Source organism: Kitasatospora saccharophila, from assembly GCF_039529925.1.
Classification (GTDB): domain Bacteria; phylum Actinomycetota; class Actinomycetes; order Streptomycetales; family Streptomycetaceae; genus Kitasatospora; species Kitasatospora saccharophila.
Genome location: NZ_BAAANS010000006.1, coordinates 134,753 through 154,806, shown reverse-complemented (window position 1 = coordinate 154,806; position 20,054 = coordinate 134,753). Strand labels below are relative to the sequence as shown.

Sequence of the window (20,054 nt, the reverse complement as noted above, 5' to 3'; positions counted from 1 at the left end):
CGGAGGACGCGGGGCAGCAGACCCCCCGCTTCCCCGTTACGCGTTCTCCCCGGCCTCGACGACCGCGTGCAGCAGGGACGCCAGCTCGGCCTCGGTGGTGTGCGGGTTGAGCAGGGTGAGCTTGAGGCGGACCCGGCCCGGGCCCCGGCCGGGGAGTTCGGTGCGGCCGACCACGGCGCGGCCGGCGCGGAGCAGGTGGCGGCGGAGTTCGGCGTTGCGGCGGTCGCTCTCCGCCGGGTCGGCCACCGCGTAGCGGAAGACCACGGTGGTGAGGACCGGGTCGCAGTGGAGTTCCAGCTCGGGGGTGCGGCGGACGATCGCGGCGGCCCGCAGGGCGTTCTCGTGGCAGCGGTCGACCAGCGCGCCGAGGCCGTCGCGGCCGAGCACCCGCAGGGTCGCGGCGAGCTTGAAGGCGTCGGGGCGGCGGGTGGTGCGCAGGGACTGGCCGAGCAGGCTGGGGTAGCCGGCCTCCTCGTCGTCGGCGGGGTTGAGGTAGACCGCGCGGCGGGCGAGCGAGGCGTAGGTGCGGGCCTCGCGGGCCAGGAAGACGCCGGCGGCGGCGGGCTGCCAGCCGAGTTTGTGCCAGTCGAGGGAGACCGAGTCGGCGCGGTCGAGGCCGTCGAGGAGCGGGGCGAGCCGCTTCGAGAAGAGCGCGCCGCCGCCGTAGGCCGCGTCGACGTGCAGCCAGGTGCCGTGCCGGGCGGCGAGGTCGGCGACGGCGTGCAGCGGGTCGACGGCGCCGGTGTCGGTGGTGCCGGCGGTGGCGACCACGGCGACGGGGGTGGCGCCCTCCCAGCCGGCTTCGGCGAAGGCGTCGGCCAGGGCGGCCGGGTCCATCCGGAGTTCGCGGTCGACCGGGACGGCGCGGACGGCGCGTTCGCCGAGGCCGAGCAGGGCGGCGGCCCGCTGGACGGAGAAGTGGGCGGCTTCGGAGGCCAGGACGCGGGGGCGGACGCCGGCCGGGATCCCGTTCAACTCGACGTCGGGGCCGAGGCGTTGGTCGCGGGCCAGCATCAGGCCCATCAGGTTGGACTCGGTGCCGCCGGTGGTCAGCACCCCGGCCGCCCGGTCGGGGTGGAAGCCGACCAGCTCGGCGAGTTCGGCGAGCAGTTCGCTCTCCAGGGCGGTCGCGGCGGGGGCCTGGTCCCAGGAGTCCTGGGAGGGGTTGAGCGCGCTGACGGCGAGGTCGGCGGCGACCGCGACGGCCAGCGGCGGGCAGTGCAGGTGGGCGGCGCAGTGCGGGTCGGCCGGGTCGGCAGCCCCGTAGGCCAGCAGTTCGGTCAACTGCCCCAGTGCGCCCGGCCCGTGGGCCTGGGCCAGGGCCGCCCGCACGGCGGCCGCGACGGCGGCGGGTTCGCCGGGGACGATCGGTCCGCCGCGGCGCAGCGCGCCGGCGCCGAGTCCGGCCAGCACCTGGTCGACCAGTGGCCGCAGGGCTTCCGGCCCGGCCGTCCCGCCGGAGAGTCGGGCCGCCGCCGCAGCGGGTGATTCGGCTGCTCCGCCGATGAGTTCGGCCGTCTGGTTCATGCCCTGCCCGTCCATCGTCCCGCCCTGGTGGATATCCGATTGGTCGTCATGTCCGTCGCCGGATCGGCTACTTGCCGCCGTCCGGCTGCCGCATCGCGAACTCGACCGCTTCGCAGAGCCGTTCGAGCACGGCGTCGGCCTGCTCGTCGGTGATGGTGAGCGGCGGCAGCAGGCGCAGGACGGCGTCGTGGCGGCCGCCGAGTTCGACGATCAGGCCGCGGGCGAGGCAGGCTTCGCGGACCTTGACGGCGAGACGCGGGTCGGCGGGGTGGGCGCCGCAACTGTCGGGTTCGCCCGCGGGGTCGACGAGTTCGACGCCGAGCATCAGGCCGCGGCCGCGAACGTCTCCGATCACCGGGAGGCGGTCGCGGGCGCCGTCGAGGCGGGCGGCGATCCGGGCGCCGACGGTCTCGGCGCGGGCGACCAGGCCGTTGGCCGTGACGTACCGGAGGGTGGCGGCGCCGGCGGCCATGGCGAGGGTGTTGCCGCGGAAGGTGCCGGTGTGGGCGCCGGGCTGCCAGCCGTCGTACTCGTCGCGGTAGACCACGACGGCGAGCGGGAGGCTGCCGCCGATGGCCTTGGAGAGCACCATGGCGTCGGGTTCGATGCCGCTGTGCTCGACGGCCCACATCCGTCCGGTGCGGCCGACGCCGGTCTGCACCTCGTCGAGGATCAGCGGGATGCCGCGTTCGGCGGTGATCCGGCGCATCTCGCGCAGCCAGCCGTCGGGGGCGGGGACGACGCCGCCCTCGCCCTGCACGGGCTCCAGGATCATCGCGGCGGGCGGCAGCACGCCGCCGGACGGGTCGTCGAGCAGGCGCTCGGTGTAGGCGGCGGCGAGTTCGGCGCCGCGTTCGCCGCCGACGCCGAACGGGCAGCGGTAGGCGTACGGGTAGGGCAGCCGGGTGACTTCGCCGCCGCTGGGCAGCGGGGCCTTGACGGCGGTGTTGCCGGTGACGGCGAGGGCCCCGGCGGTCATGCCGTGGTAGGCGCCGGTGAAGGCGAGGGCGCCGCGGCGGCCGGTGGCGGTCTGCATGAGCTTGAGGGCGGCCTCGACGGCGTCGGTGCCGGCCGGGCCGCAGAAGTGGATCCGGGACCTGGCGGCGAACTTCTCCGGGAGGCTCTCCAGCAGGGCGGTGGTGAAGTCGTCCTTCTCGGCGGTGGCGAGGTCGAGCAGGTGCAGCGGGGCGCCGCTGTCCAGGGTGCGACGGATCGCGTCGAGCACCACGGGGTGGTTGTGGCCGAGGGCGAGGGTGCCCGCGCCGGAGAGGCAGTCGAGGTAGCGGCGTCCGTCGGCGCCCTCCACGGTCATGCCGTTCGCGCGCACCGGGACGATCGGGAAGGACCGGGCGTAGGTGCGGGCGGCCGATTCGCGGATGCGCTGGCGGCGCAGGATCGCGTCGCCGGCCGGTGCGGCGGAGGTGCCGACGGTGAGGGTCACAGCAGGAGCTCCCTTGCGAAGTTAGGTGAGCCTAACCTTATCTCCGAGGGCTCGACAGATGCCGCCACCAGGCCCGTTGATCACCCGTCCGGGTGAGCGAATCCCCGACCCGCTCCCCTGCCCGGCCCCCGCTGGACGCCCCCGCCCCTCCAACGAGCCGCACCGCGACGGGTCACGGCCCGCCCCCGGGTAGCCTCCCGTCCATGGACACCCCGCCGCCCCCGCACGCCGCCGCCCACGCCCGCGAACTCGCCGACACCCGGGCCTTCTTCGCCGAACGCGCCGCCACCTGGGACAGCAAGTACCCGGACGACAGCCCGCGCTACGCCGCCGCGATCGCCGACACCGGCCTGGCCGCCGGGCAGTTCGTGATCGACGCGGGCTGCGGCACCGGCCGCGCCCTGCCGCTGCTGCGCGCCGCGGTCGGCCCGGCCGGCACCGTGCTCGGCGTCGACCTGACGCCCGAGATGCTGGAGCGGGCCGCCGCGCACCGGGCCGACGCCGCCCTGCTGCTGGCCGACTGCACCCGGCTGCCGCTGCCCGACGCGGTCGCCGACCTGGTGTTCGGCGCGGGCCTGGTCTCCCACCTGCCGGGCCCGGCCGCCGGACTGCGCGAACTCGCCCGGGTCACCCGCCCCGGCGGCCGGCTCGCCCTGTTCCACCCGCTCGGCCGGGCCGCCCTCGCCGCCCGCAAGGGCCGCCCGCTCACCCCCGACGACCTGCGCGCCCGCGAGCACCTCTTCCCGCTGCTGGCCGCGAACGGCTGGACCCCGCTGTCCTACACCGACGAACCGGGCCGCTACCTGGTGCTGGCGGACCGGGCTCAGCCGTCGCTCCAGCGGTAGCCGAGTTCGGGGCGGCCGACCTGGCCGTAGCGGGGTTCGCGGGTGGCGCGGCCGGTGCCGACCAGGTGTTCCAGGTAGCGGCGGGCGGTGATCCGGGAGACGCCGGTGGCCTCGGCGGCGGTGGTGGCGGAGAGGCCGTCGGGGGCGGCGCGCAGGGCGGCGGCGAGGGTGGCCAGGGTGTCGGCGGCCAGGCCCTTGGGGAGGCTGCTGCGGTCGCTGCCGCGGAGCAGGGCGAGCGCCCGGTCGACCTCGTCCTGGCCGAGCGCCTGGCCGGGGCGGTCCAGGTTGGCCCGGTAGCGGGCGTACTGGTGCAGGCGCTCGGCCAGCGCGGCGGCGCCGAAGGGCTTGAGCAGGTACTGGACGACGCCCGCGCTGACCGCCCGGCGGACCACGGCGAGGTCGCGGGCGGAGGTGACCGCGATGACGTCGGCGCCGTGCCCGGCGGCGCGCAGCGCGGCGCACAGTTGCAGGCCGTGGCCGTCGGGGAGGTAGAGGTCGAGCAGGATCAGGTCGACCGGGGCGTGCGCGTCCAGGGCGCGCAGCGCGGCGGCCCGGGAGTGCGCGACGGCGGCGACCGCGAAGCCGGGGGTGCGGGCGACGTAGCGGGCGTGCGCGTCGGCGGCGACCGGGTCGTCCTCCACCACCAGGACGCGGATGGGCTGTCCGGTCACGGGGCGGGGTCCGTTCCGGTGCGCTGGAGCGGGAGCCGGACGGTGAGCACGGCGCCGGGCCCGTCCTGCCGGTCGATCCGGACCTCGCCGCCGTTGCGGCGGGCGGTCTGGGCGACCAGGGCGAGGCCGAGGCCGCGGCCGTGCTGCTTGGTGGTCCAGCCGCGGCGGAAGACGTCCGCGGCGGCGGCGGGGTCGACGCCGGGGCCGGTGTCGGCGACCCGCAGCAGCAGGTGGCCGTCCTCGGTGCGGGCGGTGACCGCGACCGCGGGGGCGGCATGGGCGGCGTTCTCGATCGCCGCGTCCATGGCGTTGTCGAGCAGGTTGCCGAGCAGGGTGACCAGGTCGCGCGGGGTGAGGCGGTCGGGCAGCACGCCGTCGTCGATCCGGCTGTCCGCGGTGAGCGCGAGGTCGACGCCGCGTTCGGCGGCCTGCGCGGCCTTGCCCAGCAGCAGGGCGGCCAGCACGGGTTCGGCGACGGCGCCGACCACCTGGTCGGTGAGCCGCTGGGCCAGGGCGAGTTCGGCGGTGGCGAACTCCACGGCCTCGCGGTGGCGGCCGAGTTCGATCAGCGAGACGACGGCGTGCAGCCGGTTGGCGGCCTCGTGGGCCTGCGCGTCGAGGGCCGCCGCGATGCCCCGGACGTTGTCCAACTCACCGGTGAGGCCCTGCAGTTCGGTGTGGTCGCGGAGGGTGACCACGCTGCCCAGGCCGGGTCCGACCGGGGAGGTGTTGAGCAGCACGACGCGTTCGGCGGTCAGGTGCACCTCGTCCCGGACGGGGTCGCCGCTCTCCAGCGCCCGGGTGAGCGACCCCGGCAGGCTGAGCTGACGGACCGTCAACCCATCGGTCTCGTCGTCCAGTTGGAGGAGTTCGCGGGCCGCGTCGTTGCACAGCAGGACGCGGTGCTCGCGGTCGAGCAGCACCAGCCCCTCGCGGACGGAGTGCAGCGTCGCCTGGTGGTAGTCGTACAGGTGGGCGAGCTGTTCGGCGTCCATGCCGTGGGTGTGCCGGCGCAGCCGGGCGGCGAGCAGGTAGCTGGCGGTGGCGCCGAGGGCGAGCGCGGCGGCGGCGACGCCGGTGAGGGCGAGCAGCGGGGCGCGCAGCCGGGCGGTGATGCTGTCGACGGTGATGCCCGCGCTGACCAGGGCGACCACGTGCTGCTCGCCGTCCAGGACGGGGGTGACCACCCGGACGGACGGGCCGAGGGTGCCGGTGTACGTCTCGTGCTGGGTCCGCCCGGCGCGGGCCCGGTCGGTGTGGCCGAGGAAGGGCAGGCCGATCCGGGCCGGGTCGGGGTGGGTCCAGCGGATGCCGTCCGGGTCCATCACGGTGACGAAGTCGACGCCGGTGTCGGTGCGGACCCGTTCCGCGTACGGCTGCAGGACGGCGCTGGGGTCGGGCCCGGCGGCGGCCTCCCGGACGGTGGGGGTGTCGGCGACGGCGAGGGCGACGGCGGTGGCCTGCCGCAGCGCGGCGTCCTCGGCGCGCTGCGCGGTGAACAGGTAGGCCAGGACGGCGCCGCCCGCGACCACGGCGGCGACGATCACCACCTGGACGGCGAACAGCCGGCCGGCCAGGCTGCGCCGACGGCGGTGCGGCGGCGGGCCGCTGGTCGAGTGCATGCCGACCAGTGTGCACGGCCGGGGCCGGTGCGCCGAGGGGCCGGGGCGGCGGCGTGAACGCTATGACCGCAAGCGTGCCCCGGCCGCGTCCGGGCCGGATAGTCGGGCCGCGGCCCGCCACCCGTCGGGCCCGATCCCCCACCGCGCCTACGGCGAAGGAGCCGCGAGCATGCAGCCGACCCAGCAGGGAGCGCCGTCCGGCGCGCGGAAGTCCGGGACCGGGCGGTCGGATCGCACCCACTACCTGTACCCGGCGGTGATCGCCGCGGTGGTCGCGGGCGTGGTGGTGGGCTTGGCGGCGCCGGGGTTCGCGGTGGAACTGAAGCCGGTGGGCACCGGGTTCGTCAACCTGATCAAGATGATGATCTCCCCGGTGATCTTCTGCACGATCGTGCTGGGCGTCGGCTCGGTCACCAGGGCGGCGAAGGTCGGCCGGGTCGGCGGCCTGGCGCTGGGCTACTTCCTGCTGACCTCGACGGTGGCGCTCGGCATCGGCCTGCTGGTCGGCAACCTGCTGGAGCCCGGCAGCGGGCTGCACCTGACCGCGGCGCTCGCCAAGTCCGGCCACGCGCAGGCCGCGGCGGGCGCGGAGTCGACCGCCGACTTCCTGCTCGGGATCGTCCCGACCACCCTGGTGTCCGCCCTGACCGCGGGCCAGGTGCTGCAGACCCTGCTGGTGGCGCTGCTGGTCGGCTTCGCCCTGCAGGCGATGGGCGCGGCCGGGGCGCCGGTGCTGCGCGGGGTGGAGCACCTGCAGAAGCTGGTGTTCAAGGTGATGTCGATGATCATGTGGGTGGCGCCGGTCGGCGCGTTCGGCGCGATGGCGGCGGTGGTCGGGGCGACCGGCACGGCCGCGCTGAGGAGCCTCGCCGTGATCATGATCGGCTTCTACCTCACCTGCGCGCTGTTCGTGGTCGTGGTGCTCGGCCTGCTGCTGCGGCTGGCCGCCGGGGTGAACGTGTTCGCGCTGCTGCGCTACCTCGGGCGGGAGTTCCTGCTGATCCTCTCCACCTCCTCCTCGGAGAGCGCCCTGCCCCGGCTGATCGCCAAGATGGAGCACCTCGGGGTGAGCCGCCCGGTGGTCGGCATCACCGTGCCGACCGGCTACAGCTTCAACCTGGACGGCACCGCGATCTACCTCACCATGGCGTCGATCTTCGTCTCGGAGGCGATGGACAAGCCGATGTCGCTGGGCGAGCAGCTCTCGCTGCTGCTGTTCATGGTGCTCGCCTCCAAGGGCGCCGCGGGCGTGACCGGCGCGGGCCTGGCCACCCTGGCCGGCGGCCTCCAGTCGCACCGGCCGGAACTCGTCGACGGCGTCGGCCTGATCGTCGGCATCGACCGCTTCATGTCGGAGGCCCGGGCGCTCACCAACTTCGCGGGCAACGCGGTCGCCACCGTCCTGATCGGGCACTGGACCGGCGAACTCGACCGGGCCCGGCTGGCGTCCGTGCTGTCCGGCGCGCTCCCCTACGACGAGGGGGCCGCGGCCGCGCCGACCGTCGAACTGCCCGCGCAGGGCGGCGCACCGGCCGCCGGACGGCCCGTCACCGGCTCCTGAGCCACTCCAGGTACGGCGGGCCGAACGGCCAGCGCGGCATCGGCTCGCAGTCCGGCTCCACCCCCGCCGGCACCTCCGCCGGGGTGCCCATCCCGTACGCGTACAGGGCGGCCAGCGCGTAGCCGACCAGCAGCAGCACCGGCCACAGCCACCAGGAACTGCCCTTCAGCCGGGCCAGCGGGGTCGCGACCAGCAGCATCACCACCACGCAGAGCGCCATCACCGCCGTCTTCGGCCAGAACCGGCCCGGCAGCGACTCGTCGCTCTGCGCCAGGCACCACCGCCACGCCTCGCCGGAGAGACCGCTGCCGCGCAGCGCCGCCCACACCCCGAACGCCACCGCCAACGGCACCCAGGCGCAACCGTTCGCCGGCACCCGCCAGCCCTTCCAGTCCAGCGCCCTCGTCCCCATCGGACCTCCGCTCGTGTGATCAACAACCTCCACGCGAACGGGGGTTCGACGGTTCCACCGCCAAGGGCTCACGAGAGCCCGCATTCAGGGGCTCGGGGAACGGCGAGGCCGTGCCGCTGACGGCCGGAGCCCATCGAAGTGTCCGTGCTGCTGCGTGTAGTAACAGAACCGGAAGCCGATGCGCGCTCCGGCAGTGAACCGTCAGCAGACTGGGCCTCGCCGTTCCCCGAGCCCCTGTCGGGGCTCTCCGGCGGGGCTCTACGCGGGTTCGGGGGTGGTGCCGGAGAGGGCCCAGGCGAGGCCGGTGGCGGGGTCTTCGAGGGCGAGGTGGAGGTGGCGGAGGTCGTCGGCGGGTTCGGTCCAGGCGAGGCAGTGCAGGCGGGCGACCAGGGCGTCGGCGGCGGAGCGGTCGGGGGCGGGGGTGCCGTCCATCGCGGCGAGCAACTGCCAGACGGCGAGCCGTCCTTGGGCCGCGCCGCGGTCGGGGCGGGCGGAGGCGAGGTGGACCAGGGCGGGGTAGAGGGCGGCGAACGGCAGTCGGCCGCCGGTGACCTCGGGGCCGCCGGCGAGCTGGGCGGCGGCGTCGGTGGCGCGGCCGCGGACGCACACGGCGGTGGTCCAGCCGGAGAGCCCGGCGAGCGCGGCGGTGGCCGCTCCTCCGGTCAACCTGGCTCCGGGGTTGGGGAGTTCGAGGACGGCGAGGCCCTCGCGGGTGGGTGGGGCGAGGTGCAGGGCGCGCCGGGCGCCGCCGCCCGGGAGGTACTCGCGGACCCTGGTGTCGCGTTCCCAGCCGCCGTCCTCCCAGGGCAGCAGCCGGTAGGGGACTCCGCCCTCGTCGGGGGCGTCGTCGCCGGGGTCCTCGCCGAGCAGGGCGCGGGTGTGGGCGGCGAGGCGGCGGATCTCGGGGGGCAGCGGCAGCGCGTCCAGGACGGGGCGGGGGTGGCGGGTGGCCAGCACCTCCCAGAGCGGTCCGGCGTCGTGGTCGGCGGTGGTCGCGGGGGCGCCCGGCCCGCCGTCGGGGTCGAACAGCCGGGCGGCGAGGGCGGCGGGGGCGCCGTACGCGACCAGGTGGCCGAGCGGCCCGGCCAGCGGGTCGTCCAGCGCCCTGGCCAGCCGGAAGCGCTCCAGCAGCTCGTCCCACCGGCCCTGCTCGGCGAGCCGCCGCCCGGACGGGCCCCACCCGTAGCGCAGCGGCCGCGCGGGCCCCGGCCCGTTCTCCACGATCATCCGCTCAATGTACGACCGCACCGGCGCGAGAACCTGACACCCTGTCAGTGACGGAGTGTCACGGAGCGCCGGGCCCGGAGGGGTGCTGCGGCGCCCCGGGCCGCGACGCCATCAGCCCGTGCCGGTACGCGGCGGCCACCGCCTGCGAGCGGTCGCGCGCACCGAGCTTGCCGAGGATCCGCTTGACGTGCGTCTTCACGGTGGACTCGGCGAGGTGCAGCAGCGCGGCGATCTCCTCGTTGGGGTGCCCCTCGGCGGCCAGCCGCAGCACCTCGCGCTCGCGGGCGGTGAGCGCCGCCAGCGGGCCCGGACCGGCCGGGGACGGCTCCGGCGCGGGCGCGGCCAGCAGGTGGCCGAGCAGGTCGCGGGTGACCGCCGGGTCGAGGACGGCCTCCCCCGCCGCGACCGCGTGCACGGCGTCGATCAGCCGTTCCGGCGAGGCCCGCTTGAGCAGGAACCCGGCGGCCCCGGCCCGCAGCGCGCCCCACACGTACGCGTCGTGGTGGAAGGTGGTCAGCACCAGCACCCGGCTCGGCGTGCCCGCCAGGCGGCGGGTGGCCTCGACGCCGTCGCAGCCGGGCATCCGGACGTCCATCAGGACCACGTCGGGCCGCAGTTCGCGGGCGAGTTCGACGGCCCGCAGCCCGTCCCCGGCCTGGCCGACCACCTCGATCCGGTCGGCGGTCCCCAGCACCACGGCCAGGCCGGCCCGCAGCAGCGGGTCGTCGTCGGCGATCAGCACCCGGACGGGCGCGGCGGCGCTCACCGCTCGTCCCCGACCGGGAGGACGACCCGGACCAGGAAGCCGCCGTTCGGTCCGAGCCCGTGCTGGGCGGTGCCGTTCAGACGGGCGGCGCGCTCGGCCATGCCGGTCAGGCCGCGCCCGGGGCGGTGGCCGGGCGGCGGCCCGGAGCCGTCGTCCGCGACCTCGATCAGGGTGCCCCCGTCCCGCCGGACGACCCGGACGGTGGCGTGCCCGGCCCCGGAGTGCCGCAGCGCGTTGGTCAGCGCCTCCTGGACCACCCGGTACGCGCAGCGGTCCTGCTCGGGGGGCAGCGGCGGGGTGTCGCGGTGCAGGGCGACGGCCAGTCCGGCCTGCGCCATCCGCTCGGTCAGCCGCGGGAGTTCGGCGATGCCCGGCTCGAAGTCCGTTGCGCCGTCCGGTAGTCGGGGTCCGGTGCCGCGCAACAGGCCCAGCACCCGGTCGAGTTCGCCGAGCGCGTCATTGCCGGTCCGCTCCATCTCCACCAGCAGCTCGCGGCTGCGCTCCGGGGTGCGGTCGATCAGCCGGCGGGCCGCGCCGGCCTGCACCAGCATCAGGTTCAGCGAGTGCCCGACCAGGTCGTGCACCTCGCGGGCGATCCGGTTGCGCTCCTCCGCGAGCAACTCCGCCCGGGCGCGCCGCCGTTCGGCGGCCTGCTCGGCCAGCCGGTACGCGCCGGACCAGCCGAACGCCCACACCGCCAGCCACACCGCCAGCACGCCCACCGGCATCACCACCTCGACGTCCTGCCCGGCGAAGTACCCCGCCACCCCGAGCACCACCAGCGGCGGCCCCCACCACCCCCGCCCCCGGCCCCCGTACCGGCCGACCGCGTACGCCCCCAGCAGGTTCGCGTACGGGGAGATCGGGCTCGGCACGACGGCCTGCGACTCGACCGTCAGCGCCAGCGTCGCCAGCAGGTACGCCGCCAGCGGGGCCCGGCGGCGGGCCGCCACCGCGACGGCGAGCAGCCCGGTCAGGGCCAGCGCGTACGGCATCCGGCCGCCGGTCCGGCCCGCCGCCCCCAGCCGCTCGACCAGCATCGCGACGAACAGCACGACGGCGGGCGCGGCGTCCGCGAGCGGGGCCGGGACCCGGCCCGAGAGCCTTGCGAGGGCGGGGAGTCGGAGTCTGCTGGCGACGGTGGTCGACATCGTGCGGGGTCCTCGGTGCTGGGGGGCGGGGGTCGGGACGGGGCCGGGAGCCGGGCCGACCGGGGAGAACCTACCCGACCCGGCCGGCCCCCGACCCCGGCGTCCACCCGGCTCCGGGGCCAGCCCGGGCCGGTACCCCAGCTGGGGTAGTCCGGAACACCCCAGCGGGGGGACGTCGCAGGTCAGGGCCGGTCCGTAGCGTCCTCGCCATGACACCCCACCGTCCCGCCGCGATCGAACTCCCCACCGCCGCGCGGAAGTCCGGCACCCTGCGACGGGCCGGCCGGATCTCCGTCGCCACCCTCGCACTGCTCGTCGCCGCCGTCTCCGCCCGCTACTTCACCCTCGACCCCGACACCTTCCTCGCCGACCAGCGCGCCGTCTACCTCGCCCACCTCGCGCCCCTCCTGCTGCACATCGGCGGCGGCGTCACCGCGATCTCCCTCGGCCTGCTCCAGTTCCTCCCCGGCCTGCGCGCCCGCCGCCCCGCCCTGCACCGCTGGACCGGCCGCGGCTACGTGCTGGCCGCCGCCGCGACCGGCCTCGGCGGCCTCCTGATCGCCCCGCACGGCCTCTACCCCCCGGTCGCCCCGCTCGGCTTCACCGCGCTCGCCGTCCTCACCCTCGCCACCACCGCCCTCGGCCTCCACCACGCCCGGCACGGCCGGATCCCCGCCCACCGCCGCTGGATGCTCCGCTCCTACGCCCTGATGTTCACCGCCGTCACCTTCCGCCTCTGGCTCCTCGCCCTCGGCCCGACCGGCCTCCCCACCGCCGCGGTCTACGCCTCCGGCGCCTGGGCCGCCTGGATCGTCAACCTGGCCGTCGCGGAACGGCTGCTGCGGAGGCCGTAGGCGCCCGCGCAGGCAGCTCGGCGGGTCCGCCCGGCGGGTCCGCTCGCCGGGCGGTTCGGCGGGTCCGCCCGGTGGGCGCGGGTGCGCCGCCCTCAGATCTGGTTCAGCCCCCCGTCGACGTACAGGTTCGAACCGGTGACGAAGCTGCTCTGCCCGGAGGCCAGGAAGAGCACGGCGGCGGCGATCTCCTCCGGGCGGGCCAGCCTCCCCAGCGGCACCTGGCCGGCCAGGTACTGCTGGAACTGCGCCGTCTGCTCCGGGTCGGCCTGGAGCCCGGCCAGGCCGGGGGTGTCGGTCGGGCCGGGGGCGACGGCGTTGACCCGGATGCCGCGCCCCTTGAGCTCGGCGGCCCAGGTCCGGGCGAAGGACCGGGTGGCCGCCTTGGAGGCCGCGTAGGCGCCGAACGCCGGCGCGCCGCTGTCGGCGTTGGTGGAGCCGTTCAGGATGACCGAGGCGCCGTCGTTGAGCAGCGGCAGCGCCTTCTGGACGGTGAACAGCGTGCCGCGGACGTTGATCCCGAAGTGGAGGTCGAAGTGCTCCTCGGTGGTCTCCGCCAAGGACGTGAACCGGGCGACGGAGGCGTTCGCGAACAGCACGTCCAGCCCGCCGCCCCGGGCGCGGACCACCTCGTACAGCCGGTCCAGGTCGTCCGGGTCCGCGATGTCGGCCACCACGGCGGTGGCCGCGGCCGGGCCGATCGCCGCGACGGCCGCGTCGAGTTCGGCCGCGCGCCGGCCGACGACGAACACGTGCGCGCCTTCGGCGGCCATCAACTCGGCACTGGCCAGGCCGATTCCGCTGCTGCCGCCGGTGACGAGGGCGGTCTTTCCTTCGAGCAGTCCCATCGGGCTGCCTCCTTCTCTCCGTCGTACTCACTCTGGAATTCCGCATCGATCGATGCGGAATGTGGACGGCCGTGCTCCCCGACCGGACCGGTCCGGTCCGGCGGGGCCCGTCGGCCGGAAGAACGACCCGGACCGCTCAGGCCGCGACGATCGGACGCGCCAGGGCGAGCCGGGCGGCCAGCTCCTCCCGGGTCTGGTGCAGGTGCGCGTTCCACGCCGGCTGGCCGGGGCCGCTGCGCCAGGACTCGCTCAGCGGGCTGTTGTCGACGGCGTCGAAGCCGAACTCGTCGTACAGCCGGAACACCAGCTCCACCGCCTCGGGGAAGTCGCTCGACACCGACAGCGCGTGGCGGCCGGGCGTGCCCGCCGGACTGCCCGAGGCGAAGAACCGCGGGGCCTGGATGTGCGTGAACGCCTTCGCCACCTTCGAGGCGGGCAGCTGCTCCTGGCGCAGCTCGTGCACGGTCCGCTCGCCCGAGTCGACCGCGGGGTAGTGGCCGTCGCGCCACGGCATGTAGTTGTTCGTGTCGAGCACGATCTTGCCCGCGAGCTGCTCCGCGGGCATGTCGTTGACCGGCTTGAGCGGGACCGCCACGATGGCGAAGTCGCCCGCCGCGGCGGCGTCGGCCGCGGTCGCGGCGCGGGCCGCGGGCCCGAGTTCGGCGACCAGCCGGGCCAGGGTGTGCGGCCCCCGGGAGTTCGCGATGACGACCTCGTAGCCCCTCCCGACCGCCGCCCGGGCGAGCGTGCTGCCGACCTCGCCCGCGCCGATGATGCCGATCACGGTCATGGATCCTCGTCTCCCGGCGGGACGACGGCACCCCGGGCGGGTCCGCCCCGGGCTGTCCATCGATCCCCGCCGTAGCTGCTGAGCTGGGCGTATTTCCGCATCGCTCGATGCGGAAGGCAGACCGTAGCACTTCCGCATCGATCGCTGCAAAAGTCTTCCGCATCGATCGATGCGGAAGGGGTAGGGTGGGCGGAGTGGAGACCGAACAGACCGGACAGAGGGCCCCGCTCGGCCGGCCCCGCGCGTTCGACACCGAGGCGGCGCTCGAACGCGCCATGCTCTTCTTCTGGGAGCACGGCTACGAGGGCGCCAGCCTGAGCGGCCTGACCAAGGCGATGGGCGTCTCCACCACCAGCATGTACACGGCCTTCGGCAACAAGGAGGACCTGTTCCGCAAGGCCCTGGAGCGCTACACCGAAGGCCCGAGCGCCTACCTGACCCGGGCCCTGGAGGAGCCGTCCGCCCGCGCCGTGGCGACCGCGCTGCTCACCGGCACCGTGCGCACCACCACCCGCCCGGCCCAGCCGCACGGCTGCCTCGGCGTCCAGGGCGCCCTGGCCACCGGCACCTCCGCCGCCACCGTCCGCGACCTGCTCGCCGCCTGGCGCGAGGACGGCTGCAACCGCCTGCGCGAACGCTTCCGGCAGGCCGTGGACGAAGGCGACCTGCCCGCCACCACCGACCCGGGCCTCCTCGGCCGGTACGTCAGCACCCTGGCCTTCGGCATCGCCGTACAGGCCGCGAGCGGCATCGGCCGCGACGAGCTCCAGCAGATGGCCGACGCCGCCCTCGCGGCCTGGCCCCCGTTCTGAAGCCCGGGCCGGCCCGCGCGCGCTGCGAGCCGGCGGGGCGCGCCACCGCCGTCAACGCGCCGGACAGCGGCGCGAGTTGCCGCGCCCGCAGCCCCGTGACACCTCCCCCGCGACGGCCGGCCCGTCAGGGAGCACCCGGCCCCGCGGGACAATCCCCGGCGCTCCGGCCGGTCACAGGACGAGCACGAGCTTGCCGCCGGGGCGGCGGGACCGGCTGAGCTCGGCCGCCTCCCGGACCCGGTCGAGGGGGTAGGTGCGGGCGACCGGCACGACCAGGACGCCTTCGCCGGCGAGCCTGGCGAACTCGTCCATCCGGTCGTAGCGGATCTCGGTGGTGATCCGGACGCCCAACTCGGCCGCGGCGGCGAAGTCCGAGACGGTGAGGACGCGGTCGGGGTCCCCGGTCAGCCCGATCAGGGTCGGCAGCGAGCCGCCGGCCGGGCTGGGCCGGTCGGGCCGGTCGATCCGGCCCCCGGTCGGCGCGGCGTCCAGGGCGCGGTCCACCGGGCCCGCGGCCAGGGCGCCGACGCGTTCGGCCATGCCCGCGCCGTAGGCGGTCACCCGGGCGCCGACCTCCGCCAGGGCGGCGGCCCGGGTCGGCCCGGCGGTGGCGATCACCCGGACGCCCCGGTGCAGCGCGAGGCGCACCGCCGCCTCGCCCACGGTGGTGCCCGCGCCGTGGACGAGCAGCAGCTCACCCGGCCGGACGCCGAGGTCGTCGAGCGCGCGCCACGCCGTCTCGGCCGCCATCGGCAGCGCGGCGGCCTGCTCGGCGCTCATGCCCTCGGGGATGCGCGCCCAGGCCGGCATCAGCGCGTACTCGGCGGCGCCGGCCGTCGGGCCGTCGAAGGCGGCCGGGCCGAACACCCGGTCACCCACCCGGACGCCGGTGACGCCCTCGCCGAGCGCGTCGACGGTGCCCGCGACCTCCAGGCCGAGTCCGCGCGGCAGCGGGGGCAGGTGGTCGGCGAGGAGGCCGTCGACGACGTGCCAGTCGGCCGGCGTCAGGCCGCACGCCCGCACGGCGATCCGGATCTGCCCGGGGCCCGGCTCCGGCTTCAGGACGTCGCGGAGCACGATCACGTCCGGGGAGCCGAACCGGTCGAACTGCAGGGCCTTCATGACGACCTCCGTGTGATGACAGCATCTGTTGTCATCGACCCTAGCAGTGTGACGACAGCTCCTGCTGTCATATCCTGGCGGGCATGCCACGATGGGAATCCGACGCACAGGGACGGTTGGAGCGCGCGGCGCTCGACCTGTTCGAGACTCAGGGCTTCGAGCGCACCTCGGTCGCGCAGATCGCACGCACCGCCGGTCTGACCGAGCGCTCCTTCTACCGCTACTTCCCCGACAAGCGGGAAGTCCTCTTCGCCGGCGACGAGTTGGAGACCCACCTGGTCGCCCGGGTCGAAGCGGCCGACCGGAGCCTCCCGCCGATCGAGGCACTGCTGGCCGCGCTGGGGACCGCGGACGAGGTCTTCCGCCCGCGCGAGTTCCTGCTGCGCCGCGTCAAGGTGATCGCCGCCAACCCGGCGCTGGCCGAGCGCGATCTGATCAAGCTCGCCGACATCGCCGACGCGCTGGCCCGGGCGCTCGAACGCCGTGGCGTCGAACCCGGCAAGGCGCGCTTCGTCATCGACGTGGCGATCGCGGTCGCCCGGCGGGCCACCTCCCGCTGGCTGGCCGAGCCCGACGCGGCGTTCTCCGAACTCGTCGCCCAGGCCGTCGCCGAACTGTGCGAGGCCGTCGAGCCGGTGGAACCGCCAGCGGCTCGATGAGAACGGCGGGATCCGCACCGGGGGCCCGGGGAACGGCGAGTCGGTGCCGCTGGTGGCCGGAGCCCGTCGGAGCGTCCGGGCCGCTGCGGGTCTTCGACCGCGCCCGGAGCCCGTGCGCCGGGCGGCGGTGAACCGCCGACGGACCCGGGCTCGCCGTTCCCCGAGCCCCCGATCCGTCCCCTGCGCCGTTCTCAGAGTTCCAGCATCGCCGCCGCGACTTCCGCCGCCGCCGAAGCGGGCAGCGCCCTCGCGGCGTCCAGCACGAGCAGCCGCGCCCCCGGGATCTCGCGGGCCAGCGCCTCGGCGTTGCCGACCGGGAAGAAGCGGTCGCGACGGCCGTGCACGACCAGGGTGGGGAGGTCGAGGCCGGGGAGGCGTTCGCGCCAGCGGGGGGTGCAGTCGAGCCGGGAGAACACCACGCCGAGCTGGTTGGCCAGCTGCACCGGGGGTTCGGTGCCGGGCGTGCGGTCCCAGATCCGGGCGGCGGTGGCCCGGGCCGCGACGGGATCGTCGCCGAGGACCTCCGCTCCGGCGGCGACGAACCCGGCGACCGCCGCCCGGTCCGTCCAGTCGGGCATCGGACGGGAGAACAGCCGGCCCATCGTCGCCTTGTCGTGGTCGGGCAGGTCCGGGTCGACCGGGCCGGGGGCGACCGGGCGGGTGCCGACCAGGGTGAGCGCCGAGAACGCCTCCGGGTGGTCGAGCGCCGCCACCTGGGCGACCATCCCGCCGACCCCGATCCCGGCGAGGTGCGCGGGGCCCTCGCCGAGCGCGGCGGCGAGGGCGGCCGCGTCGGCGGCGAGGGTGCGCAGCGTGTAACCGGGCGCCTGCGGGTCGGCGCTCTCCGACTCCCCGCTGTCGCGCAGGTCGTAGCGCACCGCGTGGCGGCCGCCGGCGGCGAGGCGTTCGCACAGCTCGTCCGGCCAGGAGAGCATCGTGGTCCCGCCGACCAGCAGGACGAGGGGGGCCCGCCAGTCGCCGAAGGACTCGACGCCGAGGGTCGTTCCGTTCACCTGGATTCGTGTCATGCCAGGTCGGACGGATCCCGCCGCCGGAACTCATCGGCGGGCGGGAGAGCCCCGCCAGGGGCTCGGGAACGGCGAGGCCGTGGCTGCGAGCGGTTCGCTGCCGGAGTGCGCATCGGCTTCCGGTTCCGTTCACGGCACGCAGCAGCACGAACCTCCGACGGGCTCCGGCCGCCGGCAGCACGGCCCCGCCGTTCCCCGGGGCCCCTGATTTCACGTCCCGCCGTCCTTCACCGAGCCCCTGGATGCGCCGGGCTAGCGCCTCCCCCGGAGGGCGAGCGCGGCGAGGGGCGGGGTCGCGGCGAGGAGGAGGCAGGTGGGGAGCGGGAGGTGGGTGAGCAGGGCGCCGGTGAGGGCGGTGGCGGTGGAACTCCCGGCGTTGAAGGAGGTGTTGACCCAGGCCCCGGCGCGGGTGCGTTCGGTGGGGGCGGCGAGTTCGTCGGTGAGCAGGTAGGCGGTGGTGAGGGTGGGGGCGACGGCGAGGCCGGCCAGGGCGGCGACGGCGGTGAGGGCCGGGAGGGTGGGGGCGAGGGCGGCGAGGGCGAGGGCGGTGCCGAGGACGGCGGTGAGGACGGTGAGCCGGGTCGCGGCGGGCGCGCGCCAGTTGACCGCGCCGAGGGCGAGCCCGCCCGTCGCGCTGCCCGCGGCCAGCGCGGCCTCGACCCAGGCGACGCCCGCGGGACGGCCGTGCCGGCTCGCGAAGACCACCGCGAGCAGCGAGAACGCGGCGAGGCCCGCGCCGGCGCCGGCCGCGGCGGAGAGCGGCTGGCGGGCCCGGGCGAGCAGTTCGCGGGTGCCGGAGCGGGTCGCGGGGGCCGTGCTGCCGCGGGTGGCCGCGGGAACGGCGACGGCGGCGAGGGCGAGCGTTCCGGTGAGGGCGAGGACCGCGCTGAGCAGCAGTCCGACGGCGGGGCGGGCCGTGGTGGCGAGCAGTCCGGCGAGCAGCGGGCCGGTGACGTAGAGGAGTTCCTCGGCGACGGTGTCCAGGCTGTAGGCGCGGCGGCGCAGTTCGGGGTCGGTGGCGAGGATGCTCCACTGCGCCCGGGTGACCGGGCCGAGCGGTGGGGCGAGCACGCCGGCCGCGGCCGCGAGGCCCAGCAGGACGGGGTAGGGGGTGCCGGGCTGCCAGGTGGTGGCGGCCAGCGCGAGCAGGACGGCCGCGTACCCGGCGGCCATCGGCGGCAGGGTGCGCCGGGGGCCGTACCGGTCGACGAGTCCGGCGCGGGGCGGGAAGAGCAGGACGCTGACCGCGGAGAAGACGGCCATCAGCCAGCCGGCCCGGGCGTACGAGCCGGTGGTGGCGGCGGTGGCGAGCAACAGGGAGAGCGGGACGGTGCCGTAGGAGAGGCGGCCGAGCAGGGCGGCGGGGATCAGCCGGGCGGCGCCGGGTGCGCGCAGCACGGCCAGGTAGGACGTAGCCATGGCGAGAAGGGGTTCCTCAACGGTGACGGCGCGGAGTGCGCCGGTGGACGGGGACGCCGAAGGGACCGCGACGCCGGGTGCGGCGTGCGGTCGCGGTGCGGGTCCTAGTCACGGGTGAGGAACACGGCCGCCATGCTACGGGGTCCGGCGCGGGCCCGGCCCGGGACTTCCCCCGGCCCGGGCCCGAACGGGAAGGACGGCCGGGCCGGCCCCGGGCGGGAAGGACGGCCGGGCGGGAGCGGGGGCCGGGCGGGAGCGGCGGGCCGGGCCGGGTCAGCTGCGGGTCTGGGCGGGTCAGCTGCGGGTCTGGGCGAGCACCCGGGCCGCGTGCACCTTTCCGGCGTGTTCGACCAGGCTGATCAGGACGTCCTTGCCGGAGGCGCGTTCGCGGGCGTCGCAGAGCACCACGGGGGTCGCGGTGTCGAGGTCCAGCGCCCGGGAGACGTCCGCGGGTTGGAAGGAGCGGCTGCCCTCGAAGCGGTTGACGGCCACCACGAAGGGGATGCCGCGGTGCTCGAAGAAGTCGACGGCGGGGAAGCAGTCGGTGAGGCGGCGGGTGTCGGCCAGGACGACGGCGCCGAGGGCGCCCTGGGCGAGTTCGTCCCAGAGGAACCAGAAGCGGTCCTGCCCGGGGGTGCCGAAGAGGTAGACGGACAGGCCCTCGCGGATGGTGATCCGGCCGAAGTCCATCGCCACCGTGGTGGTGGTCTTGCGCTCGACCCCGCCGAGGTCGTCGACGTCGGTCCCGGCCGCGGTCAACTGCTCCTCGGTGCGCAGGGGTTTGATCTCGCTGACGGCCCCGACCAGGGTGGTCTTGCCGACGCCGAAGCCCCCGGCGACCAGGATCTTCAGGGCGAGGTCGGTGCTGTCAGAGGGCGCGAAGCCCATGGATGACCTCCTGGAGGATGTGTTCGTGCGGGAGGAGGGCGGGCGGGACGGGTCGGCTGACCCGGATGTGCTCGGCGTCCAGCAGGTCGCCGAGCAGCACCCGGACCACGCCCAGCGGCAGGTCGAGGTCGGCGGCGATCTCGGCGACGGACAGCGCGTTGCCCCGGCAGATCTCCAGGATGGCGATCTGCTCGGGGCCGACCGGCAGCCCCGTCGGGTCGGGGATGTCGGTGACGACCAGGGCGATCAGGTCGAAGGGCTGGCCGGGCCGGGTCCGTCCCTTGGTCAGGGCGTAGGGGCGGACCATCGGCCCGGCGTCCTCGTCGTACCACTGGACGGGGCGCTCGGGCGGCGGCGGGTAGCCGAACGGGGTGCCGGGCAGGTACTCCCGGGGCGGGTAGGCCATCGGCCAAC

20 protein-coding genes are annotated in these 20,054 nt (G+C 76.1%); 5 read left to right on the top strand and 15 right to left on the bottom strand.

Annotated features, from left to right (window positions below; translation table 11 throughout):
* Positions 1 to 36: 36 nt before the first annotated feature.
* Positions 37 to 1,527, bottom strand: a complete 1,491-nt coding sequence (locus ABD345_RS06945) for a pyridoxal phosphate-dependent decarboxylase family protein (protein ID WP_344550922.1) — start codon at positions 1,525 to 1,527, stop codon at positions 37 to 39.
* A gap of 67 nt (positions 1,528 to 1,594) precedes the next feature.
* Entirely contained in the window at positions 1,595 to 2,968 is a 1,374-nt protein-coding gene (locus ABD345_RS06940) for a diaminobutyrate--2-oxoglutarate transaminase family protein (RefSeq protein WP_344550921.1), read from the bottom strand.
* A 203-nt stretch (positions 2,969 to 3,171) separates the two neighbouring features.
* Between ABD345_RS06940 and ABD345_RS06935 the strand changes: the two genes are divergently transcribed.
* Positions 3,172 to 3,813 (top strand): class I SAM-dependent methyltransferase, encoded by a 642-nt coding sequence (locus ABD345_RS06935; protein ID WP_344550920.1) that lies wholly within the window; start codon positions 3,172 to 3,174, stop codon positions 3,811 to 3,813.
* Here ABD345_RS06935 and ABD345_RS06930 read toward each other — a convergent pair.
* Both ABD345_RS06930 and ABD345_RS06925 read right to left on the bottom strand, forming a co-directional pair.
* The gene (locus ABD345_RS06930; RefSeq protein ID WP_344550919.1) at positions 3,792 to 4,484 is read right to left on the bottom strand and encodes a response regulator; all 693 of its coding nucleotides are present in this window, start codon (positions 4,482 to 4,484) and stop codon (positions 3,792 to 3,794) included. The two genes, ABD345_RS06935 and ABD345_RS06930, sit on opposite strands and share 22 nt — an antisense overlap.
* The gene (locus tag ABD345_RS06925; protein ID WP_344550918.1) at positions 4,481 to 6,106 is read right to left on the bottom strand and encodes an ATP-binding protein; all 1,626 of its coding nucleotides are present in this window, start codon (positions 6,104 to 6,106) and stop codon (positions 4,481 to 4,483) included. Before ABD345_RS06925 ends, ABD345_RS06930 begins: the two co-directional genes overlap by 4 nt.
* Positions 6,107 to 6,275: 169 nt before the next feature.
* Between ABD345_RS06925 and ABD345_RS06920 the strand changes: the two genes are divergently transcribed.
* Positions 6,276 to 7,667, top strand: coding sequence for a cation:dicarboxylate symporter family transporter (locus tag ABD345_RS06920; RefSeq protein WP_344550917.1), 1,392 nt, complete (start codon positions 6,276 to 6,278; stop codon positions 7,665 to 7,667).
* Here ABD345_RS06920 and ABD345_RS06915 read toward each other — a convergent pair.
* From ABD345_RS06915 to ABD345_RS06900, 4 genes are all read right to left on the bottom strand, one after another.
* Positions 7,654 to 8,079, bottom strand: a complete 426-nt coding sequence (locus ABD345_RS06915) for a hypothetical protein (RefSeq protein ID WP_344550916.1) — start codon at positions 8,077 to 8,079, stop codon at positions 7,654 to 7,656. The genes ABD345_RS06920 and ABD345_RS06915 overlap by 14 nt on opposite strands.
* Before the next feature lie 258 nt (positions 8,080 to 8,337).
* On the bottom strand, positions 8,338 to 9,306 hold the full coding sequence (locus tag ABD345_RS06910; protein WP_344550915.1) for a hypothetical protein: 969 nt from the start codon (positions 9,304 to 9,306) through the stop codon (positions 8,338 to 8,340).
* A 58-nt stretch (positions 9,307 to 9,364) separates the two neighbouring features.
* Positions 9,365 to 10,072 (bottom strand): response regulator, encoded by a 708-nt coding sequence (locus ABD345_RS06905; RefSeq protein ID WP_344550914.1) that lies wholly within the window; start codon positions 10,070 to 10,072, stop codon positions 9,365 to 9,367.
* Positions 10,069 to 11,223: a sensor histidine kinase gene (locus ABD345_RS06900; RefSeq protein WP_344550913.1), complete on the bottom strand. Its 1,155-nt coding sequence runs from the start codon at positions 11,221 to 11,223 to the stop codon at positions 10,069 to 10,071. Before ABD345_RS06900 ends, ABD345_RS06905 begins: the two co-directional genes overlap by 4 nt.
* Before the next feature lie 209 nt (positions 11,224 to 11,432).
* Here ABD345_RS06900 and ABD345_RS06895 point away from each other — a divergent pair, with 209 nt between their 5' ends.
* The gene (locus tag ABD345_RS06895) at positions 11,433 to 12,077 is read left to right on the top strand and encodes a DUF2306 domain-containing protein (protein WP_344550912.1); all 645 of its coding nucleotides are present in this window, start codon (positions 11,433 to 11,435) and stop codon (positions 12,075 to 12,077) included.
* Between the two features lie 92 nt (positions 12,078 to 12,169).
* Here ABD345_RS06895 and ABD345_RS06890 read toward each other — a convergent pair whose 3' ends face one another.
* The gene (locus ABD345_RS06890; protein WP_344550911.1) at positions 12,170 to 12,922 is read right to left on the bottom strand and encodes an SDR family NAD(P)-dependent oxidoreductase; all 753 of its coding nucleotides are present in this window, start codon (positions 12,920 to 12,922) and stop codon (positions 12,170 to 12,172) included.
* 136 nt (positions 12,923 to 13,058) lie between these two features.
* Positions 13,059 to 13,712 (bottom strand): NADPH-dependent F420 reductase, encoded by a 654-nt coding sequence (locus tag ABD345_RS06885; protein WP_344550910.1) that lies wholly within the window; start codon positions 13,710 to 13,712, stop codon positions 13,059 to 13,061.
* Positions 13,713 to 13,906: 194 nt separating this feature from the next.
* On the opposite strand from ABD345_RS06885, the gene ABD345_RS06880 reads away from it, so the two are divergent.
* A complete protein-coding gene (locus tag ABD345_RS06880; RefSeq protein WP_344550909.1) occupies positions 13,907 to 14,524 on the top strand; it encodes a TetR/AcrR family transcriptional regulator in 618 nt (205 codons plus the stop codon).
* Positions 14,525 to 14,695: 171 nt separating this feature from the next.
* Here ABD345_RS06880 and ABD345_RS06875 read toward each other — a convergent pair whose 3' ends face one another.
* A complete protein-coding gene (locus ABD345_RS06875) occupies positions 14,696 to 15,646 on the bottom strand; it encodes an NADP-dependent oxidoreductase (protein ID WP_344550908.1) in 951 nt (316 codons plus the stop codon).
* A gap of 83 nt (positions 15,647 to 15,729) precedes the next feature.
* Between ABD345_RS06875 and ABD345_RS06870 the strand changes: the two genes are divergently transcribed.
* On the top strand, positions 15,730 to 16,305 hold the full coding sequence (locus tag ABD345_RS06870) for a TetR/AcrR family transcriptional regulator (protein ID WP_344550907.1): 576 nt from the start codon (positions 15,730 to 15,732) through the stop codon (positions 16,303 to 16,305).
* A 191-nt stretch (positions 16,306 to 16,496) separates the two neighbouring features.
* Here ABD345_RS06870 and ABD345_RS06865 read toward each other — a convergent pair whose 3' ends face one another.
* The 4 genes from ABD345_RS06865 to ABD345_RS06850 form a co-directional block, all read right to left on the bottom strand.
* Positions 16,497 to 17,318, bottom strand: a complete 822-nt coding sequence (locus tag ABD345_RS06865; protein WP_425556777.1) for an alpha/beta fold hydrolase — start codon at positions 17,316 to 17,318, stop codon at positions 16,497 to 16,499.
* 267 nt (positions 17,319 to 17,585) lie between these two features.
* Complete coding sequence (locus tag ABD345_RS06860) at positions 17,586 to 18,752, bottom strand: MFS transporter (protein ID WP_344550905.1); 1,167 nt, start codon at positions 18,750 to 18,752, stop codon at positions 17,586 to 17,588.
* A gap of 294 nt (positions 18,753 to 19,046) precedes the next feature.
* The gene (locus ABD345_RS06855; RefSeq protein WP_344550904.1) at positions 19,047 to 19,640 is read right to left on the bottom strand and encodes a GTP-binding protein; all 594 of its coding nucleotides are present in this window, start codon (positions 19,638 to 19,640) and stop codon (positions 19,047 to 19,049) included.
* Positions 19,621 to 20,046 carry a DUF742 domain-containing protein gene (locus tag ABD345_RS06850; protein ID WP_344550903.1) on the bottom strand — a complete coding sequence of 142 codons (426 nt, stop codon included), beginning with the start codon at positions 20,044 to 20,046 and terminating at the stop codon, positions 19,621 to 19,623. The genes ABD345_RS06855 and ABD345_RS06850 overlap by 20 nt, the downstream gene beginning before the upstream one ends.
* Positions 20,047 to 20,054 lie beyond the last annotated feature (8 nt).